The sequence below is a fragment of the Thermodesulfovibrio sp. 3907-1M genome, assembly GCF_040450955.1.
Lineage (GTDB): Bacteria > Nitrospirota > Thermodesulfovibrionia > Thermodesulfovibrionales > Thermodesulfovibrionaceae > Thermodesulfovibrio > Thermodesulfovibrio autotrophicus.
In genome coordinates this window covers 683,935-697,974 of record NZ_CP144373.1, presented here as the reverse complement: position 1 = coordinate 697,974, position 14,040 = coordinate 683,935, and the positions used below count along the sequence as shown (strand labels likewise).

Here is a 14,040-nt window from a genome sequence, read left to right as displayed (position 1 = left end):
TTTCCTCCTATTCAACTTTTAAAACTGAAAGAAATGCTTCCTGTGGTATCTCAACTCGTCCAATCTGTTTCATTCTTTTTTTACCCTCTTTCTGTTTTTCAAGAAGTTTTTTCTTTCTCGTCACATCACCTCCATAACATTTTGCCAAAACATTTTTTCTGAGGGGAGCAATGCTTTCCCTTGCTATAATCTTTCCTCCAATGGCAGCCTGAATTACAACTTCAAAAAGTTGTCTTGGAATAACGCTTCTTAATTTTTGTGCTATTGCACGTCCTTTATAGTAAGCTTTATCTTTGTGAACAATCACTGACAAAGCATCTACCTGTTCTCCATTTATGAGTATGTCAAGTTTTACAAGTTCAGAGGCTCTGTATCCAATGAATTCGTAATCCATTGACGCATACCCTTTTGAAAGAGATTTAAGTTTATCATAAAAGTCCCATAAGATTTCATTCAATGGCATTTCATAAACAAGAAGGATTCTATCTTTTGTGATATAGGAAAACTCTTTTTGAATTCCTCTTCTTTCCTGACATAGCTTTAAAATCTCTCCTACAAATTCTTCAGGAACAATTATAGAGACTTTCATAAAGGGTTCTTCAATTCTTTCATAAATTTTTGGCATCTTGCTTGGATTATCAATTAGATACTCACCCTTTTTATCAACGATTTTATATCTTACTGTAGGTGCTGTACTTATAAGTGAAAGATTAAACTCTCTTTCAAGGCGTTCTTTTATTATCTCCATATGAAGCAAGCCTAAAAATCCGCATCTGAAGCCAAATCCAAGGGCTGCTGATGTTTCAGGTTCAAAGAAAAATGAAGAGTCATTGAGTCTCAATTTTTCAAGTGCTGATTTCAATTCTTCATATTGATTTGTTTCTACTGGATAAAGGCCGCAAAATACCATTGGTTTTACTTCTCTAAAACCCGGTAAAGGTTCACTGGCAGGATTATCAGCAAGAGTAACCGTATCTCCAATTTTTGTATCAGAGATGTTTTTAATTCCAGCAATTATAAATCCCACTTCACCTGTTGAAAGCTGTTGGATGTCTTTTGGAAAAGGAGTAAGGATGCCAAGTCTTTGAACTTCGTATTGCTTTCCAGTTGCCATTAATTTTATCGTCATCCCGGGTTTTATTGTTCCATCAAAAACTCTAACGAGAATGATAACTCCTAAGTAGTTGTCAAACCAGGAGTCAAATATCATTGCTCTTAGAGGTGCTTGTGGATCACCCTTTGGAGAAGGAATCTTTTTCACAACTGATTCAAGAATTTCTTTAGTTCCAACTCCTTCTTTGGCAGAAGCCAGTATTGCCTCTGAACTGTCTATTCCAAGTATGTCTTCTATCTGTTTTTTTACTCTCTCTGGGTCTGCCTGAGGAAGGTCAATTTTATTTATTACAGGAATTATTTCATGATTGTGATCTATTGCAAGATAGGCATTTGCAACAGTTTGAGCTTCCACTCCCTGTGTTGCATCAACCACGAGAAGGCTTCCTTCGCAACATGCTAATGAACGGGATACTTCATAGGAAAAATCTACATGTCCTGGAGTATCAATAAGATTCAAAATATAAATTTCTCCATCTTCGGCTTTATAATTCAATCTTACTGCATGGGCTTTGATAGTGATACCTCTCTCCCTTTCAAGATCCATTGAATCAAGGATTTGTCCCATTTTTCCGCCAAGATTGACAGCTCCTGTAAACTCAAGAAGTCTGTCGGCAAGAGTTGATTTACCGTGATCTATATGGGCAATTATTGAAAAGTTTCTTATCTTTTTCATTGATTTCTCAGAACTAAAACAGCTCCTAAAACTCCACCCCTGTCTACTAATGTAGATGAAGTTATTTTAACTGATTGGGCAAGTCCTTTCATTGCTCTTTTTTGAGCTTCCTGAATGGCTGTCTCAATATAAATATTTACTGCGTGAGAAAGTCCTCCAGTTAGTATTATTTTTTCTGGAGCAAAGATATTTATTAAGTTTGCCATTCCAGCACCAAGAGCTTTACCTGCTTCTTTGAGAACATTTCTACAAACAGCATCACCTTCCATTGCTGCTTTGTATATATCTGATGAAGTTGCTTTATAAAAATTTCCTTCATAGATTTCTTTAATGTAGCTTTCTTCACCATTTTCAAGTTTTTCTATAAAATTGTCTTTTATTGCCCTGGCTGAAGCATAAATTTCAAGACATCCTGAACCACCGCAACTACAGGATCTTCCTTTATAATCAATGCTCATATGCCCAACTTCCATTGGAAACTGAGCAATCTTGCCGTTTAACCATAAACCACCGCCGATTCCTGTCCCAAGTGTAAGAAGAATAAAATTTTGAAGACCTCTACCTTCTCCAAACATGGCTTCTGCAACTGTTGCTACATTTGCATCATTGTCTATTTTTACTTCCACATTATATCTGTTTTTTAATTCTCTGCTCAGGGGATAATTATTGAAAAATGGGATATTGGATGCTTTAATTACATTGCCTTCAGCATCTACCAGACCTGCAACACCCACTCCTATGCCAAGCACATTAAATTCCTTAAAAATGCTGTCCAGTTCATCAATAATTATTTCCATTGGATTGCTACTAGTTGGGAATTTACATATTTTTATAATCTCCCAATCTTTTGAAATTATTCCAATTTTAATGTTTGTGCCACCTATGTCAATTCCAATGTAATGCATAAAAAAATATTATAGCACAAAAAAGGTATTTCAAAAAGCTCAAGTTATGGTAATATATTTTATTATCCGAAACTATTTCCATAAAGGGAGGAAGAGATGATTTTGAAAAAATATCTGCTTGCACCGGGACCAACTCCAGTCCCTCCAGAAGTTCTTCTAAGTATGGCAATGCCAGTAATTCATCATCGGAGTCCAGATTTTTTACCGATTCTTGATTCAGCCAAAAAAAGGCTTCAGTGGATTTATCAGACTAAAAATGATGTTTTAATACTTTGCTCTACCGGCACAGGTGGAATGGTTGCTTCAGTAAATAACTTTTTTTCACCCGGTGAAAAAGTTCTTGTAATAAATGGTGGTAAATTTGGCGAAAGATGGGTAAAAATAGCACAGGCTTACGGATTAAATGTATTAGAAATCCCAGTTGAGTGGGGATATTCAGTTGATGTTAATAGAGTTGATGAAGAATTAAAGAAACATACTGATATTAAAGGCGTTTTCATTCAGGCAAGCGAGACTTCTACTGGTGTATATCACGATGTTGAATCAATCGGGAAAATAGTAAGAAATTACGAAGATACATTATTTATTGTTGATTCCATTTCTGCTCTTGTTGCCCACGATATAAAAACTGATGAATGGGGAATTGATGTAATGGTGAGTGGTTCACAGAAAGGATTTATGCTTCCTCCAGGGCTTGCTTTTGTGAGTGTTAGTGAGAAGGCTTGGAAAAGAAATGAAAAATCAAAGATGCCAAGATTTTATTTTAACCTTAAAAAAGAGAGGGAAAATCTTGCTAAAAATCAAACAAATTTTACATCTGCTGTATCTCTTATTATCGGGCTCAATGAGGCATTGAAACTTATGCAAAAAGAAGGACTTGAAAACATATTCCGCAGGCATGCAGTTTTAGCCCGTGCAACAAGAGAAGCTGTGAAAGAAATAGGACTTAACTTATTCCCGAAAGGCACACCAAGCAATGCTGTTACAGCAATTGAAGCACCACAGGGTATTGATGGGCAGGTTATTTATAAAACTTTAAGGGAAAAACACGGAGTGACAGCAGCTGGTGGACAGGATAAACTGAAAGGTAAAATATTCAGAATTGCCCATCTTGGATATGCTGATAAATTTGATGTAATTGTGGGCATTTCAGCACTTGAAATGACACTTAAAGAGCTCGGATATCCGATTACTTTTGGTAAAGGAGTAGCAAAAGCTGAAGAAATCTTTTCAAAGGAGGAAGTAAGGTGAAAGTCCTTGTCAGTGATAGCATTTCTTCAAAAGGGGTTGAAATTTTAAAAAAAGCAGGATTTGAGGTAGATGTTAAGACAGGATTAAAACCTGAAGAGCTTAAAGCAATCATAGGTGAATATGATGCTTTAATTATAAGAAGTGCTACAAAGGTGACTGCTGACATAATTGAATCTGCAGATAAACTTAAAGTTATAGGTAGGGCAGGAACAGGAGTGGACAACGTAGATAAAGTTGCTGCAACAAAAAAGGGAATTGTAGTAATGAATACACCCGGCGGTAACACTATTACAACAGCAGAACATGCAATTGCAATGCTTTTTTCTCTTGCCAGAAAAATACCTCAAGCTACAGCTTCTATGAAGGCAGGAAAATGGGAAAAGAAAAAATTCATGGGTGTTGAAATTTACAATAAAACTCTTGGAATAATCGGACTGGGTAGAATTGGTTCTGAGGTTGCAAAAAGAATGCAGTGCATGGGAATGAATGTTTTAGCCTATGACCCTTTCTTAAGTGATGAAAGAGCAGAAGAACTTGGAATTACAAAGACTGACCTTGACAGACTTTTTTCTGAGTCAGACTTTATTACCATTCATACTCCTTTGACTGCTGAGACTAAGTATTTGATAAATAAAGATACAATTGCGAAAATGAAGAATGGAGTTTATATAATTAATTGTGCTCGTGGTGGCATAATAAATGAGAAGGATCTTTATGAAGCAATTCAATCAGGAAAAATTGCCGGCGCTGCTCTTGATGTTTTTGAAAAAGAACCTCCTGAAGAAGGCTATCCACTTATAGCGGATGAAAGAGTTATATGCACTCCTCATCTTGGTGCTTCTACAGTGGAGGCTCAGGAAAATGTGGCTATTGCAATAGCAGAACAGGTTGTAGATTATCTGATCAATGGAACTATCCGTAATGCTGTTAACTTTCCATCAATTCCCTTTGACCAGGTACCGCTTATCAGACCATATCTTGTATTACTTGAAAGAATGGGAAGTTTTGCTTCTCAGATTTTTACAAAGAGCATTAAACAGGTTCAGATTGAGTATCTTGGAGAGATTTCCTCTCTTAACACACAGGCATTAACAGCAGCGGCCCTAAAGGGAATTTTAGATCCCGTACTTGGAGAACCTGTAAATTATGTTAATGCCTCATTCATTGCAAAAGAAAGAGGTATAGAAGTTAAAGAAATAAGAGGAAAAGAAGCAGGAGATTACCAGAGTCTTGTTAAAATAATTCTTATTGGTAAAGATGACAGAGCAGTTGTAGCAGGGACACTTTTAAGTAGAAGAGATCCAAGAATAGTTCAGATAAATGATATTTCCATGGAGATTATTCCTGAAGGCAATATGATTTTCATGAGAAACTGGGACCGTCCTGGTGTTATTGGCAATATCGGAACTCTGCTTGGACAGAACAATATCAATATTGGGCACATGCACTTTGGAAGAAAGGAAGCTGGAGGCATAGCTTTTTCTGTTATAAGTATTGATGCTCCATTGACAGAGGAAATAATCGACAGAATAAAGAAACTTCCAAATATTCTGGAAGTAAAACCAGTTTATATTTCTGCTAATTAGAGCAACAAAGGAGAAAGAAAATGCCAACAGTTGTTATCATAGGAGCACAATGGGGAGATGAGGGTAAAGGTAAAATAGTTGATTTTTTAACAGAAAAATGTGATTATGTTGTAAGATTTCAGGGAGGATGTAATGCCGGACATACAGTGGTTGTAGGAGATGAAAAGTATATACTTCATTTGATTCCCTCTGGTATTCTTCACAAAAACAAGAAATGCATTATTGGAAATGGTGTAGTTCTTGATCCGAAAAGTTTATTAAAAGAAATGGAGACACTGGTAAGTAAAGGAGTAGAAGTTGACAACAATCTATACATTGCAAAACACTGTCATCTTATTATGCCCTATCATATTGCCATAGAAGAACAGGCAGAGAAAATAAAAAAAATCGGAACAACAAAAAAAGGAATAGGACCCTGTTATACTGATAAGATTGCCCGTAATGGTGTTAGAATGATTGATTTGCTTTATCCTGAGGTGCTCAAAAACAAAATTCAGGCAAATCTTGAAGTTATCAATTTTTTACTGAAAAATTTATACAATGCTGAGCCATTGAATAGGGAAGAGATATTCAATCAATACATAAACTATGGAGATAAACTGAAAAAATACATTGCTGACACAGATATCTTGATAAATCAAGCAATTGACAGTGGTAAAAATGTCCTGTTTGAAGGAGCTCAGGGAACTTTGCTTGACATTGACCACGGAACCTATCCCTATGTTACATCTTCAAACACAGTGGCTGGAGGTGCTTGCACAGGAGCTGGAGTAAGTCCTATAAAAATTAACAGCATTATAGGAGTTGTAAAGGCTTATACTACCAGAGTAGGTGGAGGACCCTTTCCTACAGAGATAAAAGATGAACTTGGTGAACACATCAGACAAAAGGGCGGAGAATATGGAGCAACTACTGGAAGACCTCGCAGATGCGGATGGCTTGACCTTGTGGGATTAAAACATTCTGTAAGGGTAAATGCATTTACAGGCATAGCAATTACAAAGCTTGACATTCTTGATGGAATTGATAAAATAAAAGTTTGTGTTGGATACAGATATGGAAACACAATTTTAGAAGAGTTTCCAAAAGAGATTGAAATTCTTGAAAATTGCACTCCTGTATATGAAGAACTTCCAGGCTGGCGGGAAAGCACGCAGGGCATAAAGGATTATGAAGCTTTACCTGACAATGCTAAGAAGTATCTCCAGTTTATTGAAGACTCATTAAAAGTAAAAATTCAGATTATTTCTACTGGACAGAAAAGAGATGAGATTATCATTAAGGAGTCTCTTTTATGATTTAGTTTTTTACGAGCATTGTCCTGTGTGTAACAAAAAATCATACTGGAGGTATTCTCCTTTTTGTAAGCCATGCTGGGATAAAATAGAGAGATTCAGTTACCACAAAATTACTGCAGGAAAGTTTCACAGTGATTTCTGGAAATATATTGACTCTCTTAGTTGTTTTGGAGCATATGAAGGAATTCTAAAAGAAGCTATACATTACTTTAAATACAACGGGATAAAGAGAATTGGTAAAGAACTTGGCAGGCTTCTTAGTTCCATTAAGCCTCCAGAGGTTGATGTATTGATTCCTGTGCCATTACACATAAATAAGCTTCGTCATAGAGAGTTCAATCAATCAGCAATTCTTGCAAAGGAATGCGCAAAGACATGGAGAATTCCTTTATTATTAACAATTCTCGTTAAAGTTAAACATACTCCTGATCAGGCTTCACTTGAAGCCAAAGATAGATGTAATAATGTAAAAAATGTTTATGCAGCAACACAGCTCATTAGAGGCTTAAAAATAGGACTTATTGATGATGTTGTTACAACTGGAGCCACTTTAATGGAATGTGCAAAGGTGCTTAAAAAAGCAGGAGCAAAAGAAGTTCACGCCATAACCCTGACAAGAGCTTAGTAGAAAAACTGAATAATGTATCTTAAGGCAATATAAACTACCAAAATACTCAGAATAAGCTTTATGTATTTCTGAGGAACATGTTTTTGCATTCTTGCTCCGAAATATATACCAAAGGCACCACCAATACCAAAAAGCAAACCAAGTAACCAGTCAGGACTTGTCTGAAGTCCTGAAGGTGAAGGTAGAATTGCATAATAAAGAACGCCAAAAACAGAAGCTGTAGCAGTTCCCATAAGACAGGCACCTGCTATGCTGTGAACAGGAAGTTTAAAAAATGTTACTAAAAATGGTGACATGATTGCTCCTCCACCAATACCATATGCACCACCTATTACTCCAATAACAAATGCGAGAATAAACACCCATACTGTGCTGAATGAAAATTTCTCACCCCAGAACTCGTAAACAGTTTTTTTCAATGAAAAAGATATTGTTTTAACTGTGGCTTCCTTGGTAAGCTTCTGCTCAAACTTTTTCTGTGCTGCTGCTTTTTTCTTTTTAGAGGCATCAAGAAAAAGTCTTACGCCAATATAAAGTAGCACAAGCCCTACAAAAAATTTGAAAGACTTAGGGTCTGGAAGAATTTTTATTCTTATGTAGTAACCAATGATTATGCCAGGAACAGTTCCTATCATAATAACCCATGCAAGGGGCCAGGGAATTCTTTTTTCTTTATGATACCTATAAACACCTGAAGGAATGGCAACCACATTAAAAATAAAGTTAGTTCCACTTACTCCTGGAGATGTGTAATTAAGAAAGCTTACCTGAAAGGGTAGAAGTAAGAATGCACCTGATACCCCTCCCATTGAGGTAAAAAAAGAGACGATGAAAGCAACAAGCGGCGGAATAAGAATATTAGTTGTAACCCCTGATATCGGAAATGTATATGTGAGGAAATCTAACACTGTCTTAATTCTATCTGATTTCCTCACACTTTACAAATTAAAATTTCTAATTAATACATAAAATTATTTTGAACTGAGCTCTTCAATCAAGATATTTCTTATTTTATCCTCTGATGGAAGGGGAAAACCTGCGTGTTTAAGTTTTCCATTAACAAGCAAGCCAGGAGTGACCTGTGTGTATTTAAAAATCTCCTTCATATCTTTGATGTGACTTATTTCTGCCTGAATACCGAGCTGGGATACAACTTTTTTCACGATTTCTTCAACCTTGTAGCAATTAGCACAACCAGGACCAAGAATTTTTATATCCATAACTACCTCCTATAAAATTTTTTTTATTTATAATATCACAACTTCAAAAATTTTGCCAAATCCTCTGGCTCATAGATTTGATCAAAATACTTTGAACCAACTGAAGGAATTATGTAGTTGCCGTCCTTTTGTCTGTGAGCAATAACTGTAAAGGGTGTTATCTGATGAATCGTTGCTTTTCCAATATTAGACTCTACAGAGGTATAAAAATTCAATGTAAGTAAATCAAAATAACTAAGCAATGCTTTAACATAGTAAGGTGAAAGATATGGGGAAGCTAAATTTGAAAAGGCTTTTAAAGACAGGTTTGCCATGTCAAAATATTTTTTATTTTCAGTAATGGCATGTAACTTTAAAAGATTAATTATCATTATTGAATTTGCTGAAGGGTAGGGCGTGTCATGAATACTCTTATGTCTGATGGAAAGAGCTGACTGTTCAGCATCATAGAATCCCCCATACTCTTCATCCCAGAGCTTATTTATCGCCATCTCTGTTATAACAACTGCTTTATTTAAATATTCATTGTTTGATGTAACTTCATATGCTGAAATCAGAGCTGAAATCACATATGCGTAGTCATCAAGCAAAGCATGTATCTTTTTTGTTCTGTAAAGAGTATTTTCATTAAATAAAACTTCCAGAGTCTTATCAATAGCTGATAAAGCAATATTAAGCAATGTTTTATCTTTCATAACTCTCCATGCTTTAATAAATGCTTCAGCACAAATTCCATTTACAAAACAATAAATTGATTTATCTGTTTCAGGAGACTGCCTCTGTTTTCTTTTTAAAATAAAACTTTCCTTTAACATTTTAATCAGTTCCCTATCTCTGCCAATGAGAACAAATCTCTCACCAATCATTGTCTTTCCATCTACAAGTGTAATTGTCATTTCAGAGATCTCTTTAAGTTCATCCTCCAGCCATGTATAATAAAAAACATCCGCAAACTGGCTTGAATAAAAATAGCCTTCCTGAGAAAAAAGATTATTTTTCATATAATCAACTGTTTCAGAAGCTATATCCAGGTAAAAGGATTCTTTAAAAATATTGTATGCGTCAAGGTAGTTTATTATATGCCATGCATTATCTATAGCTAATTTTTCAAAATGGGGCATTAACCATGCTTTGTCAGTGGCATATCTGTGAAAACCTCCTTCTATATTATCGTAAATTCCTCCAGAAACCATACCCTTGAGAGTTGTCTCAATTGCGGTTTTAACCCATGGTTTAGGTCTTATCCAGTATCTCCATAAAAGCAGATCAATATGAGCATAAATCGGGAATTTAGGAGTCTTTTTTAACCCGCCAAATTCAAAATCAATCTCTTTCACTATGTCTTCCTCAGGATTTTGAAGGAGTTCTTCTCTAATTTCAGAGGGGACAAATGAGGTTGGTTTTATCGCATCAATCACTGTCTGGGAACGAGACAAGATTTTCTCCCTGTTTGTTTTATAAAGATCAAGAGCTTTCTCTATCATTGTTTTGAAATAGTCTTTTCCGTTATCAATCTTGTAATTAACTCCAGAAAAAGGCTTACCATCAGGAGTTAAAAAAAGACTAAGGGGCCAGCCACTTCCCTGTCCAATAATGTATGAAGCTTTTTGATAAAATAGATCCAGATCCGGTCTTTCATCTCTGTCAATATGAACAGGAATAAAGTTTTTGTTTATAAATTCTGCGATTTCATGATCATCAAAGCATTCTTCCTTCATTTTTTTACAGTAATTACACCATTTTGCAGTAATATGAAGAAAAATTGGTTTGTCCTCCACTTCAGCCTTTTTAAATGAACTTTCTTCAAAAGGTAACCATTCAATCATTTTTTTCTCCTTTAATTTTTTTAAATTTTGCTTTTTCAATAAATTTTTTTACAAGTTCAGGGTCTTTTTTACCTTTGTAAAGCTCCACCCCACTGCTTACATCAACTCCGTATGGAGATAGTTTTTTTATTGCCTCTTCTACATTGAAAATATTCAATCCACCTGAAACTATAATCCTGCCAAACTTTTTCGCTACTTTTACACATTCCCAATTAAAGGTTTTTCCTGTACCACCATATTCATCTTTACTGAAACTGTCAAGGAGAAAGGCAGACACATTGTAATCAGGCAATACTTCTTTTAAAGATTTACCATCTGGTAGATTACCAGTTTCATTAATTCTAAATGCCTTAATAACTCTCTGGAAATGATTACAAACCTCAGCAGGCTCATCTCCATGAAGCTGAACTGTATCAATTCCAGTAAAAGCCATGATTTCTTTAATTTTTTCAACTTTTTCGTTTACGAAAACACCAACAAAGTTTACAAAAGGAGGAAGAGACTTTATTATTTCTTTTACTTTCTGAGGCTCTATATATCGTGGACTTTTTTTATAAAAAATAAATCCTATGGCATCAGCTCCACATTCTGCTGCCCATAGGGCATCTTCAAGATTTGTTATGCCACAAATTTTAACTCTGATCATTTAAATTTCAAGAACGACCATCTTTGATCTTTCATCCAACTGCCTTTTGGCTGTAATATCTGCAATTTCCATCACAATAGCTTCAAGAATAAGAAACACTCTGGCTTCCTCTCTGAGACAGCCCATTTTAATAGTATCCTCTCTTCCGTAAACTCCGTGAATATGTAATCTGGGTTCTTCATTATACCAGAATAATGTTCCTATGCCCAGTATTTCATTGTTCCCTGAAATTTCTTTCCAGATAGGTTCAGGAGGAAATTCATCACCCTTGGGACCACAGACAAATCTTCCTTCTTTAAGCCCTCCTATGAGCCAGAATACTGCGGATTTAATGTTTTCCTTTACTGCAAGCTCCTTTAGTTCTTCTAATGGCTTTTCTCCCTCCATGAATTTTACAACAAAAATTCTACCTGTGTTTCCGCTTTGATATTTCATACTCCCTCCAGTTTATAATTCTATTGTATACCATTTGTGGTGTTATCTCTTTCATACATTTAAATTCACTACAGGTTTTCCTAAAACATGGACTGCATTGAACTGGAGATTTTATTATAAGATGTCCTTCTCCGAAAGGACCTGTTCTCTCAGGAGATGTTGGTCCAAAAATGGCTACAACTTTTTTCCCACAGGCAACTGCAAGATGCATGGTTCCAGTATCAGGGGTTATAACAAAGAGAGATTTTTTAAATATGGCAATTAACTCTTTAAGAGTTGTTTTGCCTGCAATAGATTTTGCCTTACCCTGAGAGTATCCTTCAATTTTTAAAGCATCTGATTCATCAGACTTTGAGCCAACAATTAAAAAATCGTAAGGCAACATCTTTATAAGCTCCACAAAATAGGGTAGACACCAGTTTTTTGACTGCCATCTTGTTGATGGAATTATTACAACAAAATCATCAAACTCACTGAGCCAGTCTGGTTCTTTTGCCTGAGGAACAGGAAACTTTACGGAATTGATTTTGCACCCAAGTGCTTTTGCAACTTCAAGATATCGCAAAACAGCATGTATATCCAGTGAAACAGAGATTTTTTTGTTGTAAAAACAGGAGCTAAACTCCCTTGCTTCCTTGAATCCTACTCTTATAGAGGCACCACTCAACCATGTAATAACTCCACTTCTGAGAAGTCCCTGAAGATCCACAGCAATATCATAGTTTTCATTTTTCAAAAGCCTTCTCAAACTTTGAAACTCTCTGGCAGTCAGGGCAATGTTTTTTAAGTTCTTCCATCTGTTTTTATCCACTGTAATAACTTTGTCAATCAGGGGATGTTCAGTCAAAAGCTCTTCAAATTCCTTTGATACAATCCAGTGAATTTTAACATCTGGAAAGTTTTCTTTTACTGCATTTAAAAAAGCTAAACTGTGAACAATATCTCCAAGAGAGCTTGGTTTAACAAGAAGAAGTTTTTTTACTCTTTCAAGCATTCATATCCCTTTTTATAATCTCCACTACTTCTTTCAAATTTTTCGCATCTTTTCCGATAATAATACCTTTTGCACCTATCATTCTGGCAAGTTCAAAGTCTGTCTGCTTGTCTCCCACAACATAGGATTTTTTAAAATCAATATTGTATTTATACCTTGCTATTAAAGGCATTCCGGGATTTGGTTTTCTGCAAAAACATCCCTCATCGGGATGATGAGGACAGTATAGGAAATCATCAAATCCGTATTTATCAATAAACAATCTGTTCACTTCCCTTACAAACTCCTCTTCAATAATGCTCCTTCTGATACCTGACTGATTTGTTACGCCGATAAGAAGAAATCCTGAATCCTTTAGTTCCTTGAGGCTTTCAATCTCTGGGAAAATCTCAAAATCTTCCCATCTTCTTAAGTAGTTTGCATCTTTACAGAGTGTTCCGTCTCTGTCAAAAAAAACTGCACGCTGTGAAGGAAAAAGTTCTAACAGAGCATTCCATACTTCTTCAACATCAATGGATTTCATACATTTTATGTAATCGCATCTGTTTTTAAAACAAGGGCTACAGCTTATATTACTTCTTATAACTTTTCCTGCAAATCTTGGTGGTCCTGTAAGCTCTGGCGAGGTTGAACCAAATATGGCAATGAGAGGAACTCCAGTTGCATAACCAAGATGCATTATTCCAGAGTCATTACAAAGCAAGAGGTCACACTCTGAAAGAAGACATACTAACTCACTTAGAGATGTTTTTCCAGTAAAGTCATAAACGCTGGAATTTTCAATTTGTAAGCCTTCTGCAGAGTTTCCAAAAACAACAACAGAGCCCTTTTCAGTAAATCTTTCAACTATCTCAATAAACTTGTGAGTTTCCCATTTTTTAGTATCTCCGTATTTTGCACCGGGAGCAACTGCCAGAATCGGTCTCTGAAGCCCCTTTAATTTTTCTCTTGCCCTTAATCTTTCCTCAACTGGAGGATTTATCCAAGGATAATCAGGAGAAAGGGAAGGGTTAAATCTTTTTGGAATCTCAAAAAAATAATCAATGTGGTGGATTTTTCTGTCCTCTCCATGATATGGAACAGGATGGGTAAGAAGCAGTCCTCTCATGTCTCTACTCCATCCAACCCTTTCAGGAATTCCAGCAAGAAAGCTTATTAAAGCAGCGTCAAAGGCATTCTGAAGAAGATAGGCTCTCTTGAACTTCTTTTTTCTCAATTCCTTGATTGTTTTTATTTTACCTGCAATTCTGGGTTTATAAATAATTACTTCATTAATGGAGCTCTCCCATTTAAATAGGTCATAAAGTTTTTCCTTTACGAGGAGTGAGATATTCGAATCTGAATGGAGCTTTCTAATTCCTCTTATAGCAGGCAGGCTCATTACAGCATCACCGAGCCAGTTAACAGCACGGATTAAAACATTGTCCATGCATGTATTTTAAAGCTATTTGCACCTGCATTG

Annotated in this window: 13 protein-coding genes; 4 read left to right on the top strand and 9 right to left on the bottom strand. The window is 35.7% G+C overall.

Annotation, left to right across the window (positions count from 1 at the left end):
• Positions 1-7: 7 nt before the first annotated feature.
• Together lepA and V4D30_RS03635 are read right to left on the bottom strand one after the other, a co-directional pair.
• Positions 8-1,789: a translation elongation factor 4 gene (gene lepA, locus V4D30_RS03640; protein ID WP_353684891.1), complete on the bottom strand. Its 1,782-nt coding sequence runs from the start codon at positions 1,787-1,789 to the stop codon at positions 8-10.
• A complete protein-coding gene (locus V4D30_RS03635; protein ID WP_353684890.1) occupies positions 1,786-2,694 on the bottom strand; it encodes an ROK family protein in 909 nt (302 codons plus the stop codon). The genes lepA and V4D30_RS03635 overlap by 4 nt, the downstream gene beginning before the upstream one ends.
• Before the next feature lie 96 nt (positions 2,695-2,790).
• Between V4D30_RS03635 and V4D30_RS03630 the strand changes: the two genes are divergently transcribed.
• From V4D30_RS03630 to V4D30_RS03615, 4 genes are read left to right on the top strand one after another with little or no spacing between them, the layout of a single operon-like run.
• Entirely contained in the window at positions 2,791-3,945 is a 1,155-nt protein-coding gene (locus V4D30_RS03630; RefSeq protein ID WP_353684889.1) for an alanine--glyoxylate aminotransferase family protein, read from the top strand.
• Positions 3,942-5,531 carry a phosphoglycerate dehydrogenase gene (serA, locus tag V4D30_RS03625; protein WP_353684888.1) on the top strand — a complete coding sequence of 530 codons (1,590 nt, stop codon included), beginning with the start codon at positions 3,942-3,944 and terminating at the stop codon, positions 5,529-5,531. Before V4D30_RS03630 ends, serA begins: the two co-directional genes overlap by 4 nt.
• Before the next feature lie 20 nt (positions 5,532-5,551).
• On the top strand, positions 5,552-6,829 hold the full coding sequence (locus V4D30_RS03620; protein WP_353684887.1) for an adenylosuccinate synthase: 1,278 nt from the start codon (positions 5,552-5,554) through the stop codon (positions 6,827-6,829).
• The gene (locus V4D30_RS03615) at positions 6,798-7,454 is read left to right on the top strand and encodes a ComF family protein (RefSeq protein WP_353684886.1); all 657 of its coding nucleotides are present in this window, start codon (positions 6,798-6,800) and stop codon (positions 7,452-7,454) included. Before V4D30_RS03620 ends, V4D30_RS03615 begins: the two co-directional genes overlap by 32 nt.
• On the opposite strand, the gene V4D30_RS03610 is transcribed toward V4D30_RS03615, so the two are convergent.
• The 7 genes from V4D30_RS03610 to waaF form a co-directional block, all read right to left on the bottom strand.
• Positions 7,451-8,365 carry a sulfite exporter TauE/SafE family protein gene (locus tag V4D30_RS03610; RefSeq protein WP_353684885.1) on the bottom strand — a complete coding sequence of 305 codons (915 nt, stop codon included), beginning with the start codon at positions 8,363-8,365 and terminating at the stop codon, positions 7,451-7,453. The genes V4D30_RS03615 and V4D30_RS03610 overlap by 4 nt on opposite strands.
• Before the next feature lie 63 nt (positions 8,366-8,428).
• Positions 8,429-8,677, bottom strand: coding sequence for a thioredoxin family protein (locus tag V4D30_RS03605; protein WP_353684884.1), 249 nt, complete (start codon positions 8,675-8,677; stop codon positions 8,429-8,431).
• 35 nt (positions 8,678-8,712) lie between these two features.
• The gene (locus V4D30_RS03600) at positions 8,713-10,503 is read right to left on the bottom strand and encodes a DUF255 domain-containing protein (protein ID WP_353684883.1); all 1,791 of its coding nucleotides are present in this window, start codon (positions 10,501-10,503) and stop codon (positions 8,713-8,715) included.
• The gene (locus V4D30_RS03595; protein WP_353684882.1) at positions 10,496-11,149 is read right to left on the bottom strand and encodes a phosphoribosylanthranilate isomerase; all 654 of its coding nucleotides are present in this window, start codon (positions 11,147-11,149) and stop codon (positions 10,496-10,498) included. Before V4D30_RS03595 ends, V4D30_RS03600 begins: the two co-directional genes overlap by 8 nt.
• The gene (locus tag V4D30_RS03590; protein WP_353684881.1) at positions 11,150-11,584 is read right to left on the bottom strand and encodes a DUF296 domain-containing protein; all 435 of its coding nucleotides are present in this window, start codon (positions 11,582-11,584) and stop codon (positions 11,150-11,152) included. It lies immediately after the preceding gene.
• A complete protein-coding gene (gene waaC / locus V4D30_RS03585) occupies positions 11,556-12,578 on the bottom strand; it encodes a lipopolysaccharide heptosyltransferase I (RefSeq protein WP_353684880.1) in 1,023 nt (340 codons plus the stop codon). Before waaC ends, V4D30_RS03590 begins: the two co-directional genes overlap by 29 nt.
• Positions 12,571-14,007 carry a lipopolysaccharide heptosyltransferase II gene (gene waaF / locus V4D30_RS03580; protein ID WP_353684879.1) on the bottom strand — a complete coding sequence of 479 codons (1,437 nt, stop codon included), beginning with the start codon at positions 14,005-14,007 and terminating at the stop codon, positions 12,571-12,573. The genes waaC and waaF overlap by 8 nt, the downstream gene beginning before the upstream one ends.
• Positions 14,008-14,040: the final 33 nt, after the last annotated feature.

What these genes read in the sequence shown, in the direction of transcription:
- lepA (WP_353684891.1), bottom strand. Translation starts at nt 1,789, where the DNA reads ATGAAAAAGATAAGAAACTTTTCAATAATTGCCCATATAGATCACGGT.
- V4D30_RS03635 (WP_353684890.1), bottom strand. Translation starts at nt 2,694, where the DNA reads ATGCATTACATTGGAATTGACATAGGTGGCACAAACATTAAAATTGGA.
- V4D30_RS03630 (WP_353684889.1), top strand. Translation starts at nt 2,791, where the DNA reads ATGATTTTGAAAAAATATCTGCTTGCACCGGGACCAACTCCAGTCCCT.
- V4D30_RS03620 (WP_353684887.1), top strand. Translation starts at nt 5,552, where the DNA reads ATGCCAACAGTTGTTATCATAGGAGCACAATGGGGAGATGAGGGTAAA.
- V4D30_RS03615 (WP_353684886.1), top strand. Translation starts at nt 6,798, where the DNA reads ATGAGATTATCATTAAGGAGTCTCTTTTATGATTTAGTTTTTTACGAG.
- V4D30_RS03605 (WP_353684884.1), bottom strand. Translation starts at nt 8,677, where the DNA reads ATGGATATAAAAATTCTTGGTCCTGGTTGTGCTAATTGCTACAAGGTT.
- V4D30_RS03600 (WP_353684883.1), bottom strand. Translation starts at nt 10,503, where the DNA reads ATGATTGAATGGTTACCTTTTGAAGAAAGTTCATTTAAAAAGGCTGAA.
- V4D30_RS03595 (WP_353684882.1), bottom strand. Translation starts at nt 11,149, where the DNA reads ATGATCAGAGTTAAAATTTGTGGCATAACAAATCTTGAAGATGCCCTA.
- V4D30_RS03590 (WP_353684881.1), bottom strand. Translation starts at nt 11,584, where the DNA reads ATGAAATATCAAAGCGGAAACACAGGTAGAATTTTTGTTGTAAAATTC.
- waaC (WP_353684880.1), bottom strand. Translation starts at nt 12,578, where the DNA reads ATGCTTGAAAGAGTAAAAAAACTTCTTCTTGTTAAACCAAGCTCTCTT.
- waaF (WP_353684879.1), bottom strand. Translation starts at nt 14,007, where the DNA reads ATGGACAATGTTTTAATCCGTGCTGTTAACTGGCTCGGTGATGCTGTA.